We start from the raw sequence: 22,582 nt of genomic DNA, 5'->3' as shown, positions 1-22,582 counted from the left end.
ATGATAACCTCTGGGCAACCAAACACCCAGAGCGCTAAATGTACGATTATCGCCTCAGTCTGCTGATGCTGGTTGGCATCTATCTTATTTCTCCAGTCATGATGGACTGGTGGCTCGACGACCGTGCCGCCTGGTATCGTCCATTCGGTATCTGGGCGCTTCTGATTGCTCTCTACATCTGGTTTAACAGCAAGCAGAAGGACAACGATGACGTTTAGCCTTGGTCAGCTGGCGCTCCTCGGCGTTGGCTATCTGTTTTCTCTCTTTCTCGCGGCCTATGCCGTCGAGCGTAACTGGCTACCCCGCGCCTGGGTGCGCCACCCACTGGTGTATGTGCTGTCTTTGGGTGTCTACGCCAGCGCCTGGGCGTTTTACGGCTCTGTCGGTCTGGCTAACCAATACGGTTATGGCTTTCTCGCCTACTACATGGGTATTTCCGGGGCCTTTGTTATGTCCCCGATTCTGCTTAAACCGATTTTGCAGATCACCCGAACCTACCAGCTAAGCTCGCTGGCTGACTTACTCGCCTTCCGTTACCGGTCGCGATGGGCCGGGATCACAGTATCCCTGATCATGCTGGCGGTTGTGATACCGATGCTGACGCTGCAGATCACCGCCATCGGTGACACCCTCTACCTGCTTAACCGCGAATGGCCGGTTGAGAACCTGGCGCTGGCCTACTGTCTGATCATGATTCTGTTCGCCATTCTGTTTGGTGCGCGCCATGTGTCTCCGCGGGAGAAACACGAAGGGCTGGTGTTCGCCATTGCCTTTGAATCCGTCCTTAAGCTGGTCGCCATACTTGTATTGGGTGGCGTGGTTCTGTTTGGCGTATTCCCTGAAGTCGGCGGTCTGGAACAGTGGCTCTCAGACAATCAGGCTCAGCTCGCACGTGAACAGGTAAGGCTTCAGGATGGCCCGTGGCGAACCCTGCTGTTGATGTTCTTTGCGGCTGCGGTGGCGATGCCGCACATGTTCCACATGGCTTTCACCGAGAATACCAACCCCGGCGCGCTGAAACATGCGAGCTGGGGGTTCCCTCTTTTCCTACTGGTTATGAGCCTCTCGGTGCCACCTATTCTGTGGGCTGGCTACTATCTCAACGTTGACAGTGATCCTTCCTACTTTGCACTGGGCATTGGTCTGGCACTGGAATCTGAATTTCTGACCGTCATGATTTTCGTCGGCGGTCTGGCGGCTGCGTCTGGCATCATTATTGTTACCACCCTGTCGACTGCGGCCATGTTCCTGAATCACCTGGTGCTGCCGGTTTACAAGCCTGCGCCGCGCTACGATTTCTATCGTTGGTTGCTGTGGATGCGCCGCTCACTGATTGGGGTAATCCTGTTACTGGCGTATGGCTTCTACCGCATCGTCGGCTCTGATCTCGACCTCAGTCAGCTGGGCATTCTCGGGTTCGTTGCCTGCTCGCAATTCCTGCCTGGTATTCTTGGCTTACTTTACTGGCCTCAGTCCAACCGCAAAGGGTTTATCGTTGGTCTGGTCGTCGGCACCGTCACCTGGATCTACGGCCTATTGCTGCCGTTCTGTGAGCTGGCACTGGGCTGGGAAATCCCGTTCTTCTTACCACCCACCGATGAAGGCAACTGGCACTTGTCGGCCATCACAGCCATTGGCATCAATTTCCTGTTGTTTGTGATTATCAGTCTGAGCACCAAACGCAGCGCCGAAGAGCAGTCTGCCGCGGATGCCTGCTCAATTGATAACGTGTCACGCCCATCGCGTCTGCCCCTGCAGGCGGTAAACACCAATGAAGTCATCAATGCATTAACGCCGTCATTGGGACGCTATGTCGCCGAGCGTGAAGTCTATCAGGCGTTAGATGATCTTGAGCTTCCGTCTTACGAAGACAGACCCTACGCCCTGCGCCGCCTGCGCGCCCGACTGGAGGCCAACCTCTCAGGTCTGATGGGCCCAACCGTTGCTCACGATCTGGTGAACCGCTACCTGCCCTTCCAGAAAGACGTTGAACTGACCGAAGACATCTTCCAGCTGGAGCAGCGCCTTGAAGGTTTCCACAGCCGCCTGGGCGGTCTTGCCAGCGAACTCGATAACCTGCGCCGTTATCACCGCCAGACACTTGAGCGCCTTCCTATGGGGGTATGCTCACTCGCTCCGGATGGCGAAGTACTGATGTGGAATCAGGTCATGTCGCAACTGACGGGGACCGAGTCCCGTGAAGTGACGGGCTCGCACGTCAGTCGTCTGCCTTCTCCATGGGGCCCAATGCTGACTGACTTCCTGACCAGCCACGCCATGCACAAACATAAGCACCGCGTCGACAGTGCCGGTCGTCCACGCTGGTTTGGTATGCACAAAGCCGTACTGCAACCCAGCGGCAGCCAGCCCGGTGGCACCGTTATTCTGCTTGAAGACCAGACTGAAACTCAGCTCCTTGAAGAAGAGCTGATGCACAGCGAGCGCCTCGCGTCGATCGGCCGTCTTGCTGCCGGCGTCGCCCACGAAATCGGTAACCCGATCACTGGCATCGACTGTCTCGCACAGAGCATGCGTTACGAGACCGACAACCCGGAATTACTGGAAATGGCCGACCAGATTCAGGAACAGACCAAGCGTGTTACCCGAATCGTGCAATCGCTGATGAACTTCTCTCACGCCGGACATCACAGCACAGAACACGAGCCGGTCGACGCCACTTACTGTATTAACGAAGCCATCCAGCTTCTTAAGCTGAGTAAGCGCAGTCAGGACATCAATTTTATTAACGACTGCCCGCCCGAACTGATGACCCTTGGGGACGCCCAGCGTCTGGTACAGGTGTTCGTAAACCTGTTGGGTAACGCACGCGACGCCTCCGAAGCCGGCGGCACCATCTGGGTTCAGGGCGATATGGATGAGCAGCAGGTCAGAATCCGCGTGATTGATGACGGACACGGCATTCCTGCAGAAACACTTGATCATATATTTGAGCCATTTTTCACCACCAAAGACGTGGGCAAAGGCACAGGGCTGGGGCTATCACTGGTCTACAGCATCATTGAAGAGCACTACGGTCACATCGCAATCGACAGCCCATTGGCCAGCGGACGCGGAACCTGTGTTACAGTCAGTCTTCCACGTTGTGAACAACCTGAGTTAACGGATCACCATTCATGAGTCATATTCTGGTCGTAGAAGACGAAGCTATTATCCGCAACGCGGTGCGTCGCCTGTTAACTCGCCATAACCATGAAGTGACTGAAGCAGACTCTGTCGACGCAGCTAAAGCGCTCGACCTGACCAGCTATGACATGATCATCAGTGACCTGCGCCTGCCTGGCGGCCATGGCACAGACCTGATCGAACTGTCAGGCAAAGTGCCGGTTCTGATCATGACCAGCTATGCCAGCCTGCGCTCCGCCGTCGACGCCATGAAGCTCGGCGCCGTCGATTACATCGCTAAGCCCTTCGATCACGACGAAATGATTCAGGCGGTTGAGCGTATCCTGGCGATGCGCACAGATACCGACGACACCGCTAACGACACCCACGAAGACCTGCCAGAACCAGTGCCTTCCTCTGAGACCGGGATCATCGGCAGTTGCGAACCAATGCAGCTGTTATTCCGCAAAATTGCGAAAGTCGCTCCGACGGATGCCACTGTGCTTATTCAAGGCGAATCCGGTACTGGTAAAGAACTGGTCGCGAAAGCGATCCACAATCAGAGCCGACGCGCCGACAAACCACTGATCTCTGTGAACTGTGCGGCAATCCCTGAGACCCTGATTGAGTCCGAACTCTTTGGCCATGAAAAAGGCGCGTTTACTGGTGCCACGGCACAGCGTCAGGGCCTGGTAGAAGCGGCGGATGGCGGCACCCTGTTTCTGGACGAAATCGGCGAACTGCCTTTAGAAGCTCAGGCCCGCCTGCTGCGCGTTCTGCAGGAAGGTGAGATCCGCCGCGTCGGTTCAGTGCAAAGCCAGAAGGTTAATGTGCGCCTCGTCGCTGCGACACACCGCAACCTGAAAGAACTCTCCTCACAGGGCGAATTCCGGGAAGATCTGTATTACCGCCTCAACGTCATGGAACTGCACCTGCCGCCTCTGCGTGACCGCGGTGAAGATGTCATTGAAATTGCCACAGCTATGTTGGCACGCGCCTGTGAAAAAATGGCTCAGGCACCGATGCGCTTTAACGATGCCTCGTTGAAAGCGATCCGTGATTACCATTGGCCCGGCAATGTGCGCGAGCTGGAGAACGCTGTTGAGCGCTCTGTCATCCTCGCTGAGTCTGATGAGGTTGAACCTGACCTGCTGGGCATCGAAGTCAGCCCTGATCGTTACATCAGTGACTCCATGCGTAACAGCCTGGTCGAAGACAACCCATACCAGCCCACGGACCAGAACGACGAACAACAGGGTGACCTGTCACTGGACGATTACTTTGTGCACTTCGTACTCGAGAACGAAGCATCCATGACCGAGACCGAACTGGCGAAAAAGCTGGGAATCTCACGTAAATCGCTGTGGGAACGTCGCCAGCGCCTTGGCATTCCACGCAAAAAAGGTGGCCGCTGACTCCCGGTCGGCCACTCCTTTTGTTACCCCTGCTGGTACACATTTCTTTCGGGACAGCCTTCTGTCCTTTCTGTTACGCATGTAACGAATCCAGTTACAGAGTGTTACTCAGGTATCAAAACTGTTACTTAATGGCTCATAGTTCGTAACACTTTAGTCTAACCGTCTATAATCATAGACAGGTGTAATTTCATAACTCATTGTTTTTATTAGTTTTTTCATTATTGGCACGGGTTTAGCTTTATAGACAGCACTGAGCTGGTGTCCATCAATAAAAATAATAAAGAGACACTGCCGGTAAGCGGGGGGCGCACTAATAAAAATAACAAAGCGCCGGCAATTCCCAACCTCATAACAAAAACGACAATGGCCACCATTGCCAGTTTCGAATGAGCAGAGACAGAACAAGAATAAAAACAGAAGCTCTGCCTATTCAAAACGACGATGACACCTGTGGCAGCACAGAATAATAAGAATAACGCCCCTGAAGAGCCGCCTGAGCGGCTTTTTTATTGCCTGTCCGTCAGGCATCAGCACCCGACTCAGCAATCATTCCCGATCGGTAACGACTTTGTTACCCCAGGCAGAACACTTCGACTAAAGTGTTACCTCCCCTCACCCACTGTTACCAATAGACATGTGTCAGCGTAATGTTACGTAACACTTTTTGTAAAATTGCGCCGAAGTCACACCCATGAAAATCGTAAGCCATTGAAAAATAAGAACTTTATAAAACTGGCACGATCTTGGCATTATTTTACGTATAGCGGGACGACACTGATAAAAATAACAAAGTCGAACTGCCGGGCTTGCTGCTGAAACGCAAACAATAAAAATAATCAGCAAGCCCAGTGAAGGACCCCTTCACAAACAATAAGAAGTACGGAAGATCAGAGAAGAATAAGACAGTTGGGCCGCTAACAATAAAAATAACAGAGGCGTCCAAACAAAGACTGCAGAAAGAATCCAAGAAGCCGCACCTGCGGCTTTTTTATTGCCTGAAATTTACCCCCTACACCGTCTGTTTACTTCATACCCTCAAAACTGCGTGCGCCCGGGACCAGGAAACTGGCTTATTGAACATTTACTCAGTGTTACGTTTCCTGAAGTTTGTTACCTGTGGGTTACACAATCCGTAATCTTTCGTAACACTCCGGGCCGCAGCACAATTCAAAAATCGGAGGATAAAAACCTAAACTATTGATATTAAAGGATTTTTAAAAGTTGGCACACCATTCGCTTTATATTCATCAGAGAGCAACGCAAATTATAAAAATAACAAATGCGACGCCTCAGCAAGATCTCAGAATGAAGCGCACTAATAAAAATAACAAAGTGCTTCCGATGAGATCTGGTAGTGAAGAAGGGCCAACAATAAAAATAACCAAGGCCTGGGTGACAAATGTTTTGAATGCGCATTGAGCGCCGACAACAACAATAAAAAATGAGGCAGGGGATGCCCATTCAAAACATCTGTCGACATGGTAGCCGGGCATAACAATAACAACATCCGGCATAACCCGACTCAGAAAGCCGCACTGGCCCCAAGCAGTGCGGCTTTTTCTTTGCCTGGTACCTACCCCTCCGGGCCAGCCTCAACTGTTTACTTTGTGTCCGCTCCGGCTTAGCTGTAAACTCGCTCGCAGATTAACCAGAGAACCACTTCTATCGTGACCCTGATCAACCGAGTCAAAAAACTGTTCAGCCAAAAAGCCGATACAGACGACGTACAGCTGCGCGTGATTCCACGCGACGAGCATTCTATTTCCCGCACAAACATCAGTGAGCCTGCGCTGAAGGTGCTCTATCGACTGCGCAAAGCTGGCTACGGTGCCTATCTTGTGGGTGGTGGCGTCCGCGATAACCTTCTAGGTTTGTCACCTAAAGATTTCGATGTGTCGACGGATGCGACGCCAGAGCAGGTTAATGCTCTGTTCCGCAACTCTCGTCTGATTGGTCGTCGGTTTAAGTTGGTTCATGTGGTGTTTGGCCGCGAGGTCATTGAAGTCGCAACGTTCCGTGCGCCCCCCTCTGAAGAGCATTCGGATAAAGTATCCCGCCAGGGCGATCAGGGCATGATCCTGCGCGATAATGTCTACGGCAACAAAGATGAAGACGCGATGCGCCGCGACTTCACTATTAATGCCCTCTACTACAACATCGATGACTTCAGTGTGCATTCTTACGCTGGCGGTTGGGATGACCTCAAAGCCAAGCAGATCCGCCTCATCGGTGACCCGGCAACACGTTATCGGGAAGACCCGGTGCGCATGCTCCGTGCCATCCGCTTTGCGGTAAAACTTGGCTTCGACATCGAAGCGAAAACGGCCGCGCCGATTCGTGACATGGCACCACTGATGACTCAGATCCCTGCAGCGCGTCTGTTCGAAGAGTCTCTGAAACTTATTCTGGCGGGCAACGCACTGGATACTGTGCGCATGCTTCGTGACTATCACCTGTTCGAACCTCTGTTCCCGTCTGCTGAACAACGCATGCAGGAAGACGATTACGCCGTGTCTCTGATCGAGAACACCATGCGTAACACCGATGCCCGTATTCAGTCGGGTAAGTCGGTAACACCGTATTTCTTCCTTGCTGCACTGCTCTGGCCGCAACTGAATAAAGTGCGTCAGAAGTACGAAGACGATGGCATGGCGCCGCATCCGGCAGTCCAGAAAGCCGCCGACAAGGTGCTTCAGGAACAGGTGAAAGCTACTGCGATTCCGAAGCGTTTCTCGATTCCGATGCGTGAAATCTGGGAAATGCAGCTACGCCTGCCGAAAACGCGCAGCCGCAAAGCTGCCGAGCTGACCCAGCATCCGCGCTTCCGTGCCGCTTACGACTTCCTGTTGCTACGTCAGCAGTCCGGCGAAGACCTGCAGGAGCTGTGTGATTTCTGGACCGAAATCCAGAAAGACCATCCACCAGCGGCGAGTCGTTCACACGATAGACGCAGTGATGGCGCAGGCGAGCGCAATGATGGCCAACGCCGCCGTCGCCCGCGTCGTCGTCGCAACGGCAATAACAACCGTAGCTGACCCCAATGACCACGGTTTATATCGGGCTTGGGGCCAACATAGACGGGCCCATCGAGCAGATTCATATCGCCCTGCGAACACTGAAAGCTCTGCCAGAGACTGAGCTCATCCGCTGCTCTTCTCTTTATGGCAGCGCGCCGCTTGGCCCTGAAGATCAGCCCGACTATGTGAATGCGGTCGCCGAGCTTGAGACAATTCTGGCGCCTCTGGATCTCCTCGATGCCCTGCAGGCGATTGAAAAGACCCAGGGCCGGATAAAACACCGCCACTGGGGCGAACGCTGCATCGACCTCGATATCCTTCTTTACGGCAATGAAACACTGAATTCAGAACGCCTGAATCTTCCTCACCACGAAATGGCGAACCGCTCTTTCGTGGTGACTCCATTACTGGAGATTGCGCCGGATCTCACCTTACCTGACGGGCAAAGGCTCAGTCAGATCCAGCCTGAATTTGACGGCGATCTGCACAAGCTGCAATCGCCCGTTATTGACTTATAACCCACAATCCGCACCATACGCCCATTACCCGCGTATCGGGATTACCGGAGAACAAACAGCATGAGCGCTATCAGCATCCGCACGTTACAAAGCATGAAAGACAAAGGTCAGAAGTTTTCTGTACTGACCGCGTACGATGCCACCTTCGCCCAACTGGCCGCCGATGCAGGTGTTGAGGCACTGCTGGTTGGTGATTCACTCGGTAACGTTATTCAGGGCCAGACCAGTACGATTCCGGTCACACTGGAAGAAATGGTCTATCACACGGCCGCTGTTGCTCGCGGTAACGCACGCGCTGAACGCCAGGCACTGATCATGACCGACCTACCATTTATGACTTACGGTGATATCGCAACAGGCGTAGACAGCGCTCGTGCTGTCATGCAGGCCGGTGCTCACATGGTTAAAGTCGAAGGCGATGACTGGCTGGTGCCACTTGTAGAGAGCCTGGCTCGTCAAGGCGTGCCGGTTTGTGCTCACCTCGGCCTTACGCCGCAAGCGGTAAACAAAATGGGCGGTTATCGCGTTCAGGGCCGTGAAGAAGAGAAAGCCGACGCTATGGTCGCGCACTCCATTGCTCTGGCTGAAGCCGGGGCCGATATTATCCTGCTTGAGTGTGTTCCAAGCCCTCTTGCGAAGCGCATTACAGAAGCGGTAAACGTACCTGTCGTCGGCATTGGTGCGGGTTCAGACACTGATGCTCAGGTGCTGGTCTGCTACGACATGCTGGGCCTCAATACTCAGCACATCCCGAAGTTTGTGAAAAACTACATGACCGGTGGCCGCACTGTGCCAGAAGCGATCAAAGCCTACGCTGATGAAGTCCGCGATGGCAGCTTCCCGGCCCCAGAACATGGATTCGATGCATGATCACTGTCCATACTATTGCCGAACTGCGGGAGCACGTCCGCAACGCTCGTATGAGCGGAAAACGTATTGGTTTCGTGCCGACGATGGGTAACCTTCACGCAGGCCACATCAGCCTGATTGATCGCGCCAACGCTGAGACCGACTACGTTGTCAGCAGCATCTTCGTGAATCCTCTGCAGTTCAACGACAAAACTGATCTACAGCGCTATCCACGCACCCTGCCACAGGATCAGGAAAAGCTTGCCGCAGCCAGCTGCGACCTGCTGTTCGCACCGGACGTCGACGAGATGTATCCGAACGGTCAGGACGAGCAAAGCATTGTCCATGTGCCCGTGGTTTCTGAAGGCCTGTGCGGTGGCAGCCGCCCAGGGCACTTCGACGGCGTTTCTACGGTGGTAACCAAGCTGTTTAATCAGGTACTGCCCGACGCCGCCTTCTTTGGTGAAAAAGACTTCCAGCAGGTCGCTGTGATCAAGAAAATGGTCAACGACCTGTGTATTCCAGTGGAGGTAGCCACCGTCCCGACTGCCCGCGCAGAAGACGGACTGGCCCTGAGTTCACGCAACGGCTACCTGACGGAAGAAGAGCGCCAGCTTGCCACAGGACTCTACAAGACACTGAACGAAATTGCCGACGCACTGAACGCCGGTGAGTCGCTGGACAATAGCCTGAGCGCGGCTAGTCTTCGCCTTGAAGAGCGCGGATTCCGCCCAGACTATGTTGAAGTAAGATCCGCCACAGACCTGAGCCCAGCGGCATCAGGGGTTGCCGAGGTGGTCATTCTGGGGGCCGCATTTTTAGGCAATGCGCGCCTTATTGATAATCTGGTCGTAACGTTGAATCGCGGGATTGTTTAGGGCATACTTCCGCGCCTTACGCCTATAGGCCAGAAAATGAACAGTTCAGACGCCCGCAAATTTACGCGGTTTTGAATTGTCCGAACAGAGAACTTGAAGGGTTTACCCATGCAAACCATCATGCTGAAAGCCAAGCTTCACCAGGCACGTGTGACTCACTCTGTGCTGAATTATGAAGGCTCTTGTGCCATTGACGGCAAGCTGCTCGAACTAACGGGCATGCGTGAGTTTGAACAAATCCAGATCTACAACATTGATAACGGCCAGCGCTTCACCACCTATATCATTCGTGGAGAAGACGACTCAGGCATTATCTCTGTAAACGGTGCAGCTGCACACCACGCCAGTGTTGGCGACCGCATCATCATCTGCGCTTATGGCAACTACAGCGAAGAAGAACTGGCGAACTTTAAGCCAAAGATGGTGTACATGAACGAAGACAACACTGTCAGCCACACCAGCTTCGACATTCCGGTTCAGGTGGCCTGATCACACGATCACTGTCAAACTGACCACAAAGGCCGCCTCCGGGCGGTCTTTTTTTGCCCGTTGATTACCCACACCGTATACTCAATTCATTAGTTACGGAAAAAGTGCAGGAAAACCAATGGGATACACAGGAAGCCTGACGCAGTCAGCAGCGTGGAAAGACCTTCAGGAACACTACAGCCGCATCAGTGATCACCACATGCGTGACTGGTTTAACGAAGACCCCAACCGCTTTGACACCTTCCAGCTTGAAGCGGCAGGCCTTACCCTCGACTACTCCAAAAACCGCATCACCGAAGACACTATGTCTCTGCTGCTCAGCCTTGCCCGTGAGCAGGACCTGCCAGCGAAAATCGGAGCCATGTTCAATGGCGAAACCATTAACCGCAGCGAAAACCGTCCGGCACTGCACACCGCTCTGCGTAACTTCGGCGACCGAGACATCATGGTCGACGGCGAAAACATCATGCCAGAGATCCGCGAGACGGTTCATCGCATGGAAGAGTTCTGCTGGAAGATCCGTCGTAACCAATGGCGCGGCTACACCAACAAGCCTTTTACTGACGTGGTATCCATCGGTATCGGTGGTTCGTTCCTCGGCCCGAAACTGGCCTCCAGCGCTCTCAAGCCCTACTGGGACAGCCGCCTGAACATTCACTACCTTGCCAACATTGACGGCTCGCACATTACTGAGATTCTGAAGCGACTCGACCCGGCGACCACCCTCTTTATTATCCAGTCGAAATCGTTTGGTACTCAGGAAACCCTGAAGAACGCCAATGCCTGCCGTCAGTGGTTCCTGGATAATGGTGGTACCGAAGGCGACCTGTGCAAGCACTTCACCGCGGTGTCTTCCAACGTCGAAAAAGCCACTGCTTTTGGTATTTCTGAAGAGAACATCTTCCCGATGTGGGACTGGGTAGGCGGTCGTTATTCGCTCTGGTCGGCCATTGGCCTGCCACTGGCGCTGGCCATCGGGATTGATAACTTCCGCGACCTGCTGCGCGGTGCTTACCTGATGGATGAGCATTTCCGCACGGCACCACTCGAACACAATATGCCCGTCATCATGGCCTTGCTGGGTGTCTGGTACGTTAACTTCTTTGGTGTGAACTCACACGCCATCCTGCCGTACGATCACTACCTGCGCTCACTGCCTGCGCACCTGCAGCAGCTTGATATGGAAAGTAACGGCAAAAGCGTGACCATTGATGGCAGCAAAGTGAATTACAACACCGGCCCGGTTATCTGGGGCGGCGTAGGGACCAATGGTCAGCACGCGTTCCACCAGCTATTGCACCAGGGCACGCACTTCTCACCGTGTGACTTCATCATGCCGATGAACAGTCACAACCCGATTGATAACTTCCATGCGATGCTGGTATCTAACTGCCTGTCACAGAGCCAGGCGCTGCTGCAGGGTAAATCAGAAGACGAAGCCATAGAAGAGTTGGTTGCCTCAGGCATGAGCAAAGCCGAAGCCATGGTGCTGGCGCCACATAAAGTGATTCCGGGTAACCGCCCGTCTAACACTCTGTACTTCCCGAAATCGACGCCTCAGGTGGTTGGTGCACTGATTGCGCTTTACGAGCATAAAGTTGCCGCACAGGGCATGCTCTGGGACGTGAACTCATTCGACCAATGGGGTGTGGAGCTGGGCAAAAAGCTCGGCAACAAAGTACTCGATGCTCTGGAATCACAGAGCGCACCGGACGGTTTCGACGGCTCGACCAACGGCCTGATTAACGCCTTCCATCGCATGCAGAAGCTTCTGTAACCCGGAACACCCCCAGAATGTCTGAGTGCAGCACGTTGTAAATACATCCCTGTAAACTCTGTGCCAGCATCCCTGCTGGCAAAGGCTGCAAACAGACATTCTGGCGCTGTTGTTACCTCCGCAATGATTTTATTGCCGGCGCCCATGCCAGCAATGGCCGCTCACTACTTCCCATCACCCCATCGTTAACTCTGCAGCAGTAATTGAGCCCGGTATGCGGCAGCGACACACCATCTCCCACATGGATGTGGGAGCTGAGCATACAAGGACGTACTTGCTGCGTGTGTGGAGTGCCGTATAGCGGGGTGATACTCACCGGTACGCACGACAAGTCGAGGTGAAGAGGTGTAAAATGCGGCACTTTACCCCCTCAGTCTGGTGTTACCTATGACAGCGCATTCATCATCGTTTCATGCCATCGAATGGCGCGGCCAATCGCTGCATCTTTTAGATCAGCGCGTACTGCCGCACACTCACACAGTGCATGAATACACCACCGCCAATGATGTTGCTGATGCCATCCGTGACATGGTCGTGCGTGGCGCGCCTGCCATCGGTATCACCGCCGCCTACGGTTACGCACTGGATGCTTTAAACGGCCGCGATCTTGGCGAAGCTTATAAAGTACTGGCAGAATCCCGCCCAACCGCCGTTAACCTGTTCTGGGCACTTGAGCGCATGGCCAGCCTGGGTACCGAAGATCCACACGCACTGGTCGCCGAAGCGAAGAGGATTCACGAAGAAGACATCGCCGCTAATCTGGCTATGGGGCAGTTTGGCGCTTCGCTGATTAAAGAAGGCAGCCGCATTTATACCCACTGCAACACAGGCGCACTGGCGACTGGCGGCCACGGCACCGCACTGGGCATCATCCGCTCGGCCTACGCCGATGGCAAAATCACCCAGGTATACGCCGGTGAAACCCGCCCCTGGCTGCAAGGCGCACGCTTAACCGCGTGGGAGCTGATGCAGGATAACATTCCGGTGAAACTGGTGTGTGATGGCGCAGCCGCACAGCTATTCCGTGCCAACGGCGCCGACTGGGTGATTGTCGGGGCTGACCGCATCACCGCCAACGGTGACGTTGCCAACAAAATTGGTACTTACAGCCTGGCAGTTTTAGCCAAACACCACGGCATGAAAGTCATGGTTGCCGCACCGACCACGACTTTCGACCTGACACTCGACAGCGGCAAGGCCATCCCGATTGAACAGCGCCCGATGTCAGAAGTGACATCACTTAACGGCCAGCCAATTGCGCCGGAGGGTTGTGAAGCGATTAACCCATCGTTCGATGTCACACCGGCGGAACTGATCGACGCCATCGTGACCGAGAAAGGCTTTGTCGAAAATCCAACGGTGGATAATATCGCCGTTATGGTCAACAGCTGAGCACTGGGCAGGTATTAACTGATGACCGCATTCAACAAAGCCGCATTCAACAAGGCAGACTTCCAGAAAGCCGCCGAAGAACTCTGCCGCTACGGCCGCATTCTCTACGGCAACAACTGGTCGCCAGCCACCAGCTCAAACTATTCAGTACGCCTGAACGAAGATGTTTGTGCCCTGACCAGCTCTGGCAAACACAAAGGCGAACTGACGCCGGCCGATATACTTGCCGTAAACATGAACGGCGAACCGCTGTCAGAAGGTAAGCCATCGGCAGAAACCGGCCTGCACACGCAACTGTATCGACGCGATGGCAATATCGGCGCCGTGCTGCATACGCACTCACCGACCGTCGTGTTACTGTCGCAGATCTGGAAAGAAAACAGCCTGAGCATCACCGGCTGGGAGCTGCAGAAAGCCTTCGCTGGCGAAACCACCCACGAAGGCACAGTGACCTTCCCGATATTTCCGAATGATCAGGACATCGACCGCCTGTCTGCGCAGGTAGAAGCGCACATGCAGGAACACGGTCAGGGACATGCCTACCTGATCCGTGGCCACGGGGTTTATACCTGGGGCAAAGACCTGGCAGAGTGTTACCGCCACCTTGAGGCGCTCGAGCACTTGTTAGGTTACCAACTCGAATTATTAAAAATACGCCAACCGTGAGGCCACTATGAGCGTACTCCGCGTATACACAGACCACGACGTCACCAACCTGTTGTTCACCACCGACAACAAAGAAAAAATGGCCGCAAAACTGGCAGAAGCTGGCGTGCGTTACGAACAGTGGGAAACCGACGCAGAACTTGAGCCGGGTGCGCCACAGGAAGAGGTCATCGCGGCCTACCAGAAAGACATCGACCGCCTGATGAAAGAAGACGGCTACCAGACTGTCGACGTGGTGAGCCTCAGCGCCGACCACCCACAGAAAAACGAATTCCGTCAGAAGTTCCTGAGCGAACACACCCACAGCGAAGACGAAGTGCGTTTCTTCGTGGGCGGCGAAGGCCTGTTCACCCTGCACATCGGCGAAAAAGTCTTCGAAGTGCTGTGCACCGAAGGCGACCTTATCAGCGTACCCGCGAACACCACCCATTGGTTCGACATGGGCCCGAACCCGAACTTTATCGCCATCCGCCTGTTTAACAACCCAGAAGGCTGGATCGCGAACTTCACCGGCAGCGATATCGCCGACCGCTTTAACCGCTTGGAAAACTGATTCCGCTATGCAGAACGTCAAACTGATCCTGACCGATATCGAAGGCACCACGTCTTCGATTTCCTTCGTTAAAGACGTACTTTTCCCGTACGCGGCAGACCACCTGCCCGCGTTCGTAAAAGAAAATATTAACGACGAAAAAGTTCAGACCGCCCTGCAACAGACGGCAGAACTCGCAGCAGAAGACGGTGAAAACATCAGCGCCGACAATACAGACGCACTCATCGCCAGACTGCTGCAATGGATCAGCGAAGACCGCAAAGCTACCCCACTCAAAGCCCTGCAAGGTATGATCTGGAAAACCGGTTACGAAAATGGCGACTACCAGGCCCACATGTACCCGGACGCCACCGAATACCTGAAAAAATGGCACGACAGCGGCCTGCCACTGTACGTGTATTCCTCAGGCTCGGTAAAAGCCCAGGAACTCTTCTTCGGCTACTCGCAGGACGGCAACCTGCTGCCATTATTTAAAGGTCACTTCGACACGCTGATGGGCGGCAAACGCGAGACTCAGTCATATCGGAATATTCTGGCTGAACTGCAGAAAACACACGCCGGATTAAACGCCAAAGACGTGCTGTTTTTGTCAGACATCAAAGAAGAACTGGATGCCGCGAAAGAAGCTGGAATGCAGACCGTATGGCTGCTGCGCGATAGCGATATACCGACGGATGCGGAGCATAAAGCCGTGAAAAGTTTTGCGGAGATCTGAGATTCCTCTATCGATATATACGCTCCCTACGCCTGCCTCCCTCCTTGTAGGAGGGGATCATATCCCCGACACGGCTTTGGTCATCAAGAAACCTCTCGAATAAACCATGGGGTGTGCAGTGCACACCTGAATTGCTCTCAAGCACCATAATTCCACGCAGTCTCGCCACGCCGATAAATCGCCACCGCTGCTCGCTCAGACATATACTGAAAAAGCTCTTGCTCCCAGGACTTCTCGCGGAATAGTCCTAAGGTGCGATTAATTTCGAACTTAAATACCAGCGGTTGCTTATCATTAGCAAAGCGCCAGGTTTCGACAATCGCTTCCTTGCGGCGACGCAATAATTCAGGTGTCGGAATTTTATCCCGTTTCTCGTTATTTACCTTGCGCGCAGCAGGAAGAAGATTCCACAAATCATTATTTCGCCAGAGAGAAAACGGCAAAGCATGATCGACATCCATCGAAGCAAGAGTAATCTTTTTATCCGTCCATACACAGGCAAGGTTCGGGTGCTCCTCATACATCTGACGAGCAATAGACTGCTCTCGCTTCAAATCAACGTTTGGCAATAGGAATGGAAGAGCTATTCCTTTGTTTATATCAGGACAATTCTTCTTTGCGAACTTTTCACACAATTCGGCCCACCTGAGAATAATTGAATCTCTGATCCAGTGACTGGATAAACAGAACTCCCTCCATAAATCAGACTCAATCAGTACAAGAGAGGCTGCCTCATTATAGTGATACATGCCACCGCCCTCTGAGTGACGCACAGGACCTGTTATGATCGCCTTAGCGAATGTCTTAAGAACCAGGTTTAGCTGCGCTTTAATATCTTTCGAATAAGTTCCTTTCTTCCAGGAAGCCAATAGGATTGCATAGGCAGTTTCAGGGCTAACTTCTTCTCCATATGAAGCCAAGTCGATTAATTTTTTCAAATTCTCTCTGATTAAAAGACGCTTTTTTGAATCTTTGAAGTCCGTCTGGCTCTGCGGAATATGTACTGGCGCCGCGATGAGCGGCCAGTAATACGCTAACCAACACTCTGCCAGCGCTTCAATCGGCATCCCGACGTAACCATCGGCGAACCATGTCACTGCGTTCTCGTCACGCTCAGCAATATCACAGAATGCCCGAAGTAAAGCCAGTTTATAAGTAGCGACTTTTCTATCGTTTCTTAGTACAGATTCAATGCGATCTAAAGGGCGATTAGCCTCGCTGGTCTTCTCAAAAATCAGAGTATTCCACGCATACCCAGAGCGACCGAGACTGTCATTATCTTGAGTATGACTTATGAATGTGAAACCGATCTGTTCAGCAATTAAGCGAATTCGTTCTGGATCAGTGGGAACATAGAGGCGGCCATCAGGATCACGGAAGTCTCCATCGAGATCATCTCTGGTAGCGGGAATCGAGAGTAATAAGCGACCTCCTACTTTCAAGAGATTTCTGATATCGAGAAATGCCTCTAGCTGCTGCCCTTGAGGGATATGCATAAGGACAGCACTGCACACTACGCCATCGAATTTCTTGTCTACTGAAAACCCAGGAAGTACACCAGACCAAAGGCAGCTGGAAAGAGATGGATAACGTTGAATTGCAGCCCGCCTGAGTTCTTCGACAGGCTCGATTCCAAATGCGTTATACCCAGCACCAAGCAGCGCACGGAGGTCACGTCCAGAACCACAACCAACGTCCAGAATCTGCGAAGCCGGCTTTGGAAAGGCCAGTGAAAAATATTTCGATATCGGGCTATCGATGGCGTCGTAGCGACTAATTACATCGCTGACGTTATGAGCATAGAACTTCGCCGTTTGGTCATCCATTACGAGTGATACTCCTTACTACCTCACTCGAAACACTCTACCTGACGATTGACGTTATGTATAACATGCATCAACCTCAACTTGATACGGTCACTTCTGGATCATTACAGCACGCTGAAAATTAACCGACTTTGATGCTGATTCCAGCAGCAATAAGAGCCTTGGCTGCTTCAACGGAAGCAGCCTTAGCGCCCCTAATACGGGGCTGATATAAATGATCTGCTTCAATTGAGATAGTCAGCTGATAGCCATCATTCTCCCACATGTTTTTCAACTCGATCAGTCGTTCTGTGCACCCTACAGTATCTGGCTTAGAAGAAGTCTTGGGGTTCGTGGAAGATGAACATGGAGATGCGGTCAATTCAGTTATCTCTAACTCATTGTTTCCATGAGTTCTAACATGCCGGATATCCGCAACTACCCCTTCTGGCATCTGGAAACCATCTAAGCCGAACAAAATACTTTGCATGTGATCACATACAGCATCTTCCGCATGCTCGGTACCGTCGCAATAGGTTGTCTGTTTACTCCAGCATACGCCCAATTCATGGCCATTTAAGGTGACCTTGCAGGATACTGTTCCATATCCGGTAGGCAGCCTTGCATTTCCGAATCCATCTAGTTTCTTACACATCGCTTTCTCCCTGCGTAACGCTTTTCGTGAATCCAGTTTGTTAGAACTGAGACTTAACAGCAATTGAAAACTGGCATTCTGCGTCAGGGAATAGGACGTCCCCTAAATGATGGCGCAATCAGGCTATCGACCCACAATAAACGTCGTCCCTCGCACCACCTTTTCATCGTCTGCCGTAATTACAAACTCAATATCACTGCGATACGCGCCATGGCTCAGCGCCGCTGTGTCCACGCACACCTGATACTGTTGTGTTGCGACGCCATTATCTGGTACCAGCAGTGTTGCAGGCCCGGTCAGTTCTGCATGTGTAAGGCCTTGTATCGCCACATCAACGCGGTGACTGCCCGCTGCGAAGTATTCCACTTCGAGCTGGTAGCTGTTGCAGGTTTGGTCATTAACGGTCTGATAGTAGAGCTGTTGCCGGTCACGTTCGATGTCGACGACGATGCTGTCACGTTGGGCGATAAAGCTACCCAGAGTAACCACCGCGATACAGATCACAACAGCATAGGCCAGGGTACGTGTTCTCAGAATTGGGCTGACGCCATTGCGAAGTTTTCCTACCGAGGTGTAGGTAATTAGCCCTCGTGTTTTTTTAATTTTATCCATGACGCTATCGCAGGCATCAATGCAGGCACCGCAGTCGATGCAGGCAGCCTGCAGGCCATCGCGAATGTCGATCCCCGTTGGGCATACCTGTACGCAGAGGCTGCAATCAATACAGTCGCTGCTTCGTGTTTTGTCGTAGGTAACTGTCCGGGTATTGTCATCGAACATAACGCTCTGAAAGCGCGAGTACGGGCAGGCGTGCAGGCATATTTTTTCACGCACCAGCCCCGCGTTCAGGTAAGTGAGTGCTGTCATGGTGGTGAGCCAGATGCCTGTTGTGATGCTCGCTTCACCCAGTAGGGTTTCAGGCACTAATTCACGAATAGGTACAAAGTAGCCGGTGAAGGTGATGGCGGTCGCGGCGGCCAGCAGTAACCAAAGTGCATGTTTACTGACCCTGCGCAGGCGTTGCTCTGTGGTGAGGCCTTTTTCATCCATGCGCTTACGCGTCCAGGCTGGGCCTTCGGTCACTTCTTCGACGCGCAGGAACAGCCAGGTCCAGACACTCTGCAGGCACGCTGTACCACACCAGATTCTGCCCACCACAGCCGATGCCGCAAATAACGCAATGGCAGCGATAATGAGTACACCCGCAAGTACCGGGAAGTCGTGCCAGCCCCACTGGGTGCCAAAGAAATATAGCCTGCGGTCTTCAATCGAGAACAGTAACGCCTGCTGCCCATTGATGTTGACCCAGGCAAGGCCAAAGTATGCGAGCAGCAACGGCCAGCTGATCAGGCGGCGCAGTGTCTGAAAGCGGCCGGAGAATAACCTTACGTGTATCTTCTCTCCGGACTGAGCGGGCGTAATATCCAGTGCTGGAATTCTTTGCATACCTGTTACCTCCTCAGATTACAGCTTTCTCTCTATGCTGAGGTGAGGGTACGCGCCCTATCTGTACCACAAAAGGCACACTTTTATAAAATTTAAGTGGTACAGTTAACCTTATGAAGATTCATCAATATCAGATTCTCGAAGACTTACTGGCTGAGCAGATAGTCGAAGGCAGATTGAATGCCGGCGACAGGCTGCCTTCTGTAAGAGTGTTATGCGCGAGACATGATCTTGCGAAAGGGACTGTGCTGCACGCGCTCAGTCGTCTTGAGGCGCGCGGGCTGGTTGCCGCCAGACCTCGATCTGGATATTACGTTACTGAACGCGGGGCTCCCGTGTCAGCCACACCCCGCCCGGCTGCACCCGTTAACGCCAGAGTCAGTCCATTGCTGATGGACTTAATGCAACATGGTGCAGCTTTTGATTTAGTACCCGGCGCCGGAGGTGAAAACACACAAGGGCTGGAATTATTAAACCGCTCAATCAATCGCGTAATGCGGCGCCAGCGTGGCCAAAGCCATCTTTATTATGATGACCCTGCCGGTGCACTCGTGCTTCGTGAACAACTCTCAATGAGGCTACTACGCAGGGGCTGTCAGCTTAGCTCTGACGATCTGATGATTACTGCGGGATGCCAGAATGCATTATTTCTTGCACTAATGGCCACCTGCAAAGCCGGTGATGTAGTCGCTGTAGAGTCACCCGGATTTTATGGCGCTCTGCAGTTGTTAGAACAACTGCAGCTGAAGGTAGTAGAAATACCGTCCTCACCACTGACGGGGATGTCAGTCGATGCTTTGCAGCAGGCATCAAAGAAGTGGCCAATCAAAGCCTGCATCGTTTCTCCCTGCTTTTCGACGCCCGCCGGGGCTGTCATGCCAGAGCCCGAACGCCAGCACTTATTACAACTCGCAGAGCAGCGTGACTTTGCTGTCATTGAAGATGATATCTATGCCGATACGGCGCTTTCGTATACGCCTGATCCACTTAAGAAACTGGATCAGACTGGGCGTGTCATTCTATGTAGCTCTCTCTCAAAGTCTTTATCCCGAGACCTGCGCATCGGCTGGATCAGTGGTGGCCGCTGGCAACAGGCCTTACTGCAATTAAAACTGGTTACTCAATTAGCCAGCCCTTTAAGTGTACAGAACGGGCTTGCGGAGTTTATCTCCAATGGAGACTACGATTCGCATCTGAAACGACAACAAAAATGGTTACGCCAGCAAAGGGATGAACTCTCAGATCAAGTTCGGGGCTGGTCTGCTGTTAAGAATGTTGGAATTCCGGAAGGAGGTTTAACTCTTTGGGTCGAATTGCACGGAGATTGCGATACTTCAGCACTGTTCCCAGAGCTTAAAAATGAGGGCGTTTTTATTGCACCGGGTGCACTATTTTCATCAAAGCATAAATTCAAAAATTACATGCGTCTGAGTTTCGCACACCCCTGGAATAGCCGCCGACAGAAAGCCCTGTCGGCGCTTGGTAAACTACTCAGCTAGCTGGTTCAGATAGGTAGCTCAGTTACGACACTCAGTACCTGATATCAGGCGCTGCGACGACGCTCCATATCGTTGTCGTATTTTTCAGCCAGAACTTCTTTCTGATTATCGGTCAGTTCTTTACCTGCCACCTGAAAAACTTCCTGCTCTTCTTCCTCAAGATGGTGCTCAACAAGATGCTTCAGGTCTTTAAACTTTTGCAGCCACTGCGAGCTACTCATGTCGATAGCTTCCAGTTCTTCTACAAGGTCATCGATGTCTTTGTGCTCTGCAACACTGTGACGCGCTTTATCCTGGCTATTATCGTGCGCCATTAACTTTGAATAAAAATGGCGTTCCTCCGCAGCAGCATGTTCGGTCAATTCTTCTTTAAGTAACTTCATCTGCTCTCTTCTGGCCGACTCGTCACCTGAGGTGGAAACAATGTTATCCATCAGTTCACGTTGTACTTCATGGTCTTCACGTAGTTTTTCAAAAATCGTGCTCATGGTGTTCTCCTGAATTGATGCTTCCTGAAATTTATCGCGGTTGCCTTAATTCAGTTGCGATAAAAATCAGAAAGTTCAAAAAAGGTTCATGCGCTCACACACGATCGAAGAGTTGCGCATGAGAAAACAACAGCCCTCAGCGGCGACTACCACGGGAGTTACCACGTAAGCCATGGTGGCGGTGTCCGCGTTTATGTCCCCAGGTACTATTGCCCGGAGCTTCAGAAATCACGTTGTAACCGATGCTTTCCAGAATAATATTGGCCGCATTTTCAACTGTCGCCAGGTCTGGATGGATACCGTCACCAAGGTGAGAATATTCCGCCCAGTAATCAACTATCAGCGCTTCGGGAAGATCAGATGCAATGGTCGTCATCACGATGTTATTTAGCATCTGGTAATCGGTGGGAGAGATCGTCCACTCCAACAATGAACTCTGACGGAAGAGCTCCAGATCGATACTGCTCACGTCCGGGTAAGGCGCGAATATGGGGGTCATACCCAAACCAAGTATCAACTGCCCGACTTCGACCATACGGTCGGCAGCGTCCTGCATATCTTCTTCGTCACATTGCTGCGCATCGCTTTCAGGGAGTCCAAAGGCATCTGAGTGCAGGCAGTCGTTGGGGGCCGTTACAACGACGTATTCTGCGTTGTAGCTGCCGTCGGCCAGAGAATAAACACGAGAGCTGGCACGCAACACCTGAGTCTGGTAGCTGTCAGACTGGGCGGTGCTACAACCGCCACCATAGAGTGCGGTACGGCAACTTTCACGTGCAAAAGTCGTGGCTGAAGCCTGAGCTTCGGTAATGACATAGCCGCTGTGAGTACGATTGCGGATCAGTGCATCCCCTAACGAAATATACTGTCCGGTACCAACCGATAAGCCCAGTAAGGGCGATGACAGGTCGCCATCGAAAGGGGCCTTGCCATTAGCAAACGAAGCGCCAACGATCAGCACGGGAAGTGTCTCTGGTGTTTCCTCTGCGTGAGGATTTCCAACATGCCCACCATGATGGTGAGGGCCAGCAACGGAGGCTAGTGAGGTACCGAGCAGTAAACACGCGGTCAGCAGGTGTTTGCGCATATCAACATTCCTTGTATTTTTTGGGGAGATTAGGGTAAAAACGCCAGAAACATAATCAATGGCGCCCCCCGCAACAAGGACTGAAACTGCAAAAGCCGCATGCCTGACTCACTTTGTCTTTCCTTTCAATGGTCACAGGAAGCAGAGCCAAAACGACGCATAAAAAAGCCCGGCAATGCCGGGCAAGAGAAGCTCTGAGAAAACACT

General features: G+C 52.6%; 19 protein-coding genes. 14 read left to right on the top strand and 5 right to left on the bottom strand.

All coding sequences use genetic code 11. The features are described 5' to 3' along the window. The first annotated feature begins 38 nt into the window (after window positions 1-38). The 13 genes from AC5E51_RS10655 to mtnC all read left to right on the top strand — a co-directional run bounded on the left by AC5E51_RS10655 (window position 39) and on the right by mtnC (window position 15,395). Window positions 39-218: a hypothetical protein gene (locus tag AC5E51_RS10655; protein WP_068439288.1), complete on the top strand. Its 180-nt coding sequence runs from the start codon at window positions 39-41 to the stop codon at window positions 216-218. After that, window positions 208-3,138, top strand: a complete 2,931-nt coding sequence (locus AC5E51_RS10650) for an ATP-binding protein (RefSeq protein WP_491778558.1) — start codon at window positions 208-210, stop codon at window positions 3,136-3,138. Before AC5E51_RS10655 ends, AC5E51_RS10650 begins: the two co-directional genes overlap by 11 nt. Continuing rightward, on the top strand, window positions 3,135-4,538 hold the full coding sequence (locus AC5E51_RS10645) for a sigma-54-dependent transcriptional regulator (protein ID WP_491778557.1): 1,404 nt from the start codon (window positions 3,135-3,137) through the stop codon (window positions 4,536-4,538). The genes AC5E51_RS10650 and AC5E51_RS10645 overlap by 4 nt, the downstream gene beginning before the upstream one ends. Before the next feature lie 1,670 nt (window positions 4,539-6,208). After that, window positions 6,209-7,576: a polynucleotide adenylyltransferase PcnB gene (gene pcnB, locus AC5E51_RS10640; protein ID WP_491778556.1), complete on the top strand. Its 1,368-nt coding sequence runs from the start codon at window positions 6,209-6,211 to the stop codon at window positions 7,574-7,576. 5 nt (window positions 7,577-7,581) lie between these two features. Continuing rightward, a complete protein-coding gene (gene folK, locus AC5E51_RS10635) occupies window positions 7,582-8,076 on the top strand; it encodes a 2-amino-4-hydroxy-6-hydroxymethyldihydropteridine diphosphokinase (protein ID WP_491778555.1) in 495 nt (164 codons plus the stop codon). 60 nt (window positions 8,077-8,136) lie between these two features. After that, window positions 8,137-8,946 carry a 3-methyl-2-oxobutanoate hydroxymethyltransferase gene (panB, locus tag AC5E51_RS10630; RefSeq protein ID WP_488072663.1) on the top strand — a complete coding sequence of 270 codons (810 nt, stop codon included), beginning with the start codon at window positions 8,137-8,139 and terminating at the stop codon, window positions 8,944-8,946. Further along, complete coding sequence (gene panC, locus AC5E51_RS10625) at window positions 8,943-9,803, top strand: pantoate--beta-alanine ligase (RefSeq protein WP_491778554.1); 861 nt, start codon at window positions 8,943-8,945, stop codon at window positions 9,801-9,803. Before panB ends, panC begins: the two co-directional genes overlap by 4 nt. Window positions 9,804-9,911: 108 nt before the next feature. After that, window positions 9,912-10,292 carry an aspartate 1-decarboxylase gene (panD, locus tag AC5E51_RS10620; RefSeq protein WP_068439277.1) on the top strand — a complete coding sequence of 127 codons (381 nt, stop codon included), beginning with the start codon at window positions 9,912-9,914 and terminating at the stop codon, window positions 10,290-10,292. A gap of 118 nt (window positions 10,293-10,410) precedes the next feature. After that, window positions 10,411-12,069 (top strand): glucose-6-phosphate isomerase, encoded by a 1,659-nt coding sequence (gene pgi, locus AC5E51_RS10615; RefSeq protein ID WP_076516571.1) that lies wholly within the window; start codon window positions 10,411-10,413, stop codon window positions 12,067-12,069. Between the two features lie 387 nt (window positions 12,070-12,456). After that, window positions 12,457-13,461, top strand: a complete 1,005-nt coding sequence (gene mtnA / locus AC5E51_RS10610; RefSeq protein ID WP_068439273.1) for an S-methyl-5-thioribose-1-phosphate isomerase — start codon at window positions 12,457-12,459, stop codon at window positions 13,459-13,461. Between the two features lie 21 nt (window positions 13,462-13,482). Then, window positions 13,483-14,127, top strand: coding sequence for a methylthioribulose 1-phosphate dehydratase (locus tag AC5E51_RS10605; RefSeq protein WP_068439271.1), 645 nt, complete (start codon window positions 13,483-13,485; stop codon window positions 14,125-14,127). A 7-nt stretch (window positions 14,128-14,134) separates the two neighbouring features. Continuing rightward, complete coding sequence (locus AC5E51_RS10600) at window positions 14,135-14,680, top strand: 1,2-dihydroxy-3-keto-5-methylthiopentene dioxygenase (protein ID WP_068439268.1); 546 nt, start codon at window positions 14,135-14,137, stop codon at window positions 14,678-14,680. A 7-nt stretch (window positions 14,681-14,687) separates the two neighbouring features. After that, window positions 14,688-15,395 carry an acireductone synthase gene (gene mtnC / locus AC5E51_RS10595; RefSeq protein ID WP_488045996.1) on the top strand — a complete coding sequence of 236 codons (708 nt, stop codon included), beginning with the start codon at window positions 14,688-14,690 and terminating at the stop codon, window positions 15,393-15,395. Between the two features lie 137 nt (window positions 15,396-15,532). On the opposite strand, the gene AC5E51_RS10590 is transcribed toward mtnC, so the two are convergent. The 3 genes from AC5E51_RS10590 to ccoG all read right to left on the bottom strand — a co-directional run bounded on the left by AC5E51_RS10590 (window position 15,533) and on the right by ccoG (window position 19,301). Further along, window positions 15,533-17,221 (bottom strand): class I SAM-dependent methyltransferase, encoded by a 1,689-nt coding sequence (locus tag AC5E51_RS10590; RefSeq protein ID WP_488045995.1) that lies wholly within the window; start codon window positions 17,219-17,221, stop codon window positions 15,533-15,535. A 121-nt stretch (window positions 17,222-17,342) separates the two neighbouring features. Then, window positions 17,343-17,855, bottom strand: coding sequence for a hypothetical protein (locus tag AC5E51_RS10585; protein ID WP_297533864.1), 513 nt, complete (start codon window positions 17,853-17,855; stop codon window positions 17,343-17,345). A gap of 123 nt (window positions 17,856-17,978) precedes the next feature. Next, entirely contained in the window at window positions 17,979-19,301 is a 1,323-nt protein-coding gene (gene ccoG, locus AC5E51_RS10580) for a cytochrome c oxidase accessory protein CcoG (protein WP_488045994.1), read from the bottom strand. Between the two features lie 113 nt (window positions 19,302-19,414). Here ccoG and AC5E51_RS10575 point away from each other — a divergent pair, with 113 nt between their 5' ends. Then, window positions 19,415-20,800: an aminotransferase-like domain-containing protein gene (locus AC5E51_RS10575; protein ID WP_488045993.1), complete on the top strand. Its 1,386-nt coding sequence runs from the start codon at window positions 19,415-19,417 to the stop codon at window positions 20,798-20,800. A 44-nt stretch (window positions 20,801-20,844) separates the two neighbouring features. Here AC5E51_RS10575 and AC5E51_RS10570 read toward each other — a convergent pair whose 3' ends face one another. Together AC5E51_RS10570 and AC5E51_RS10565 are read right to left on the bottom strand one after the other, a co-directional pair. Further along, window positions 20,845-21,288, bottom strand: coding sequence for a hemerythrin domain-containing protein (locus AC5E51_RS10570; RefSeq protein WP_488045992.1), 444 nt, complete (start codon window positions 21,286-21,288; stop codon window positions 20,845-20,847). A gap of 136 nt (window positions 21,289-21,424) precedes the next feature. Further along, window positions 21,425-22,375 (bottom strand): SGNH/GDSL hydrolase family protein, encoded by a 951-nt coding sequence (locus tag AC5E51_RS10565; protein ID WP_491778553.1) that lies wholly within the window; start codon window positions 22,373-22,375, stop codon window positions 21,425-21,427. Between the last annotated feature and the right edge of the window lie 207 nt (window positions 22,376-22,582).

It is taken from the genome of Thalassolituus sp. (assembly GCF_984348125.1).
Note: the sequence above shows the minus strand (reverse complement) of the source record. Positions and strands in the feature narration are given on the sequence as shown.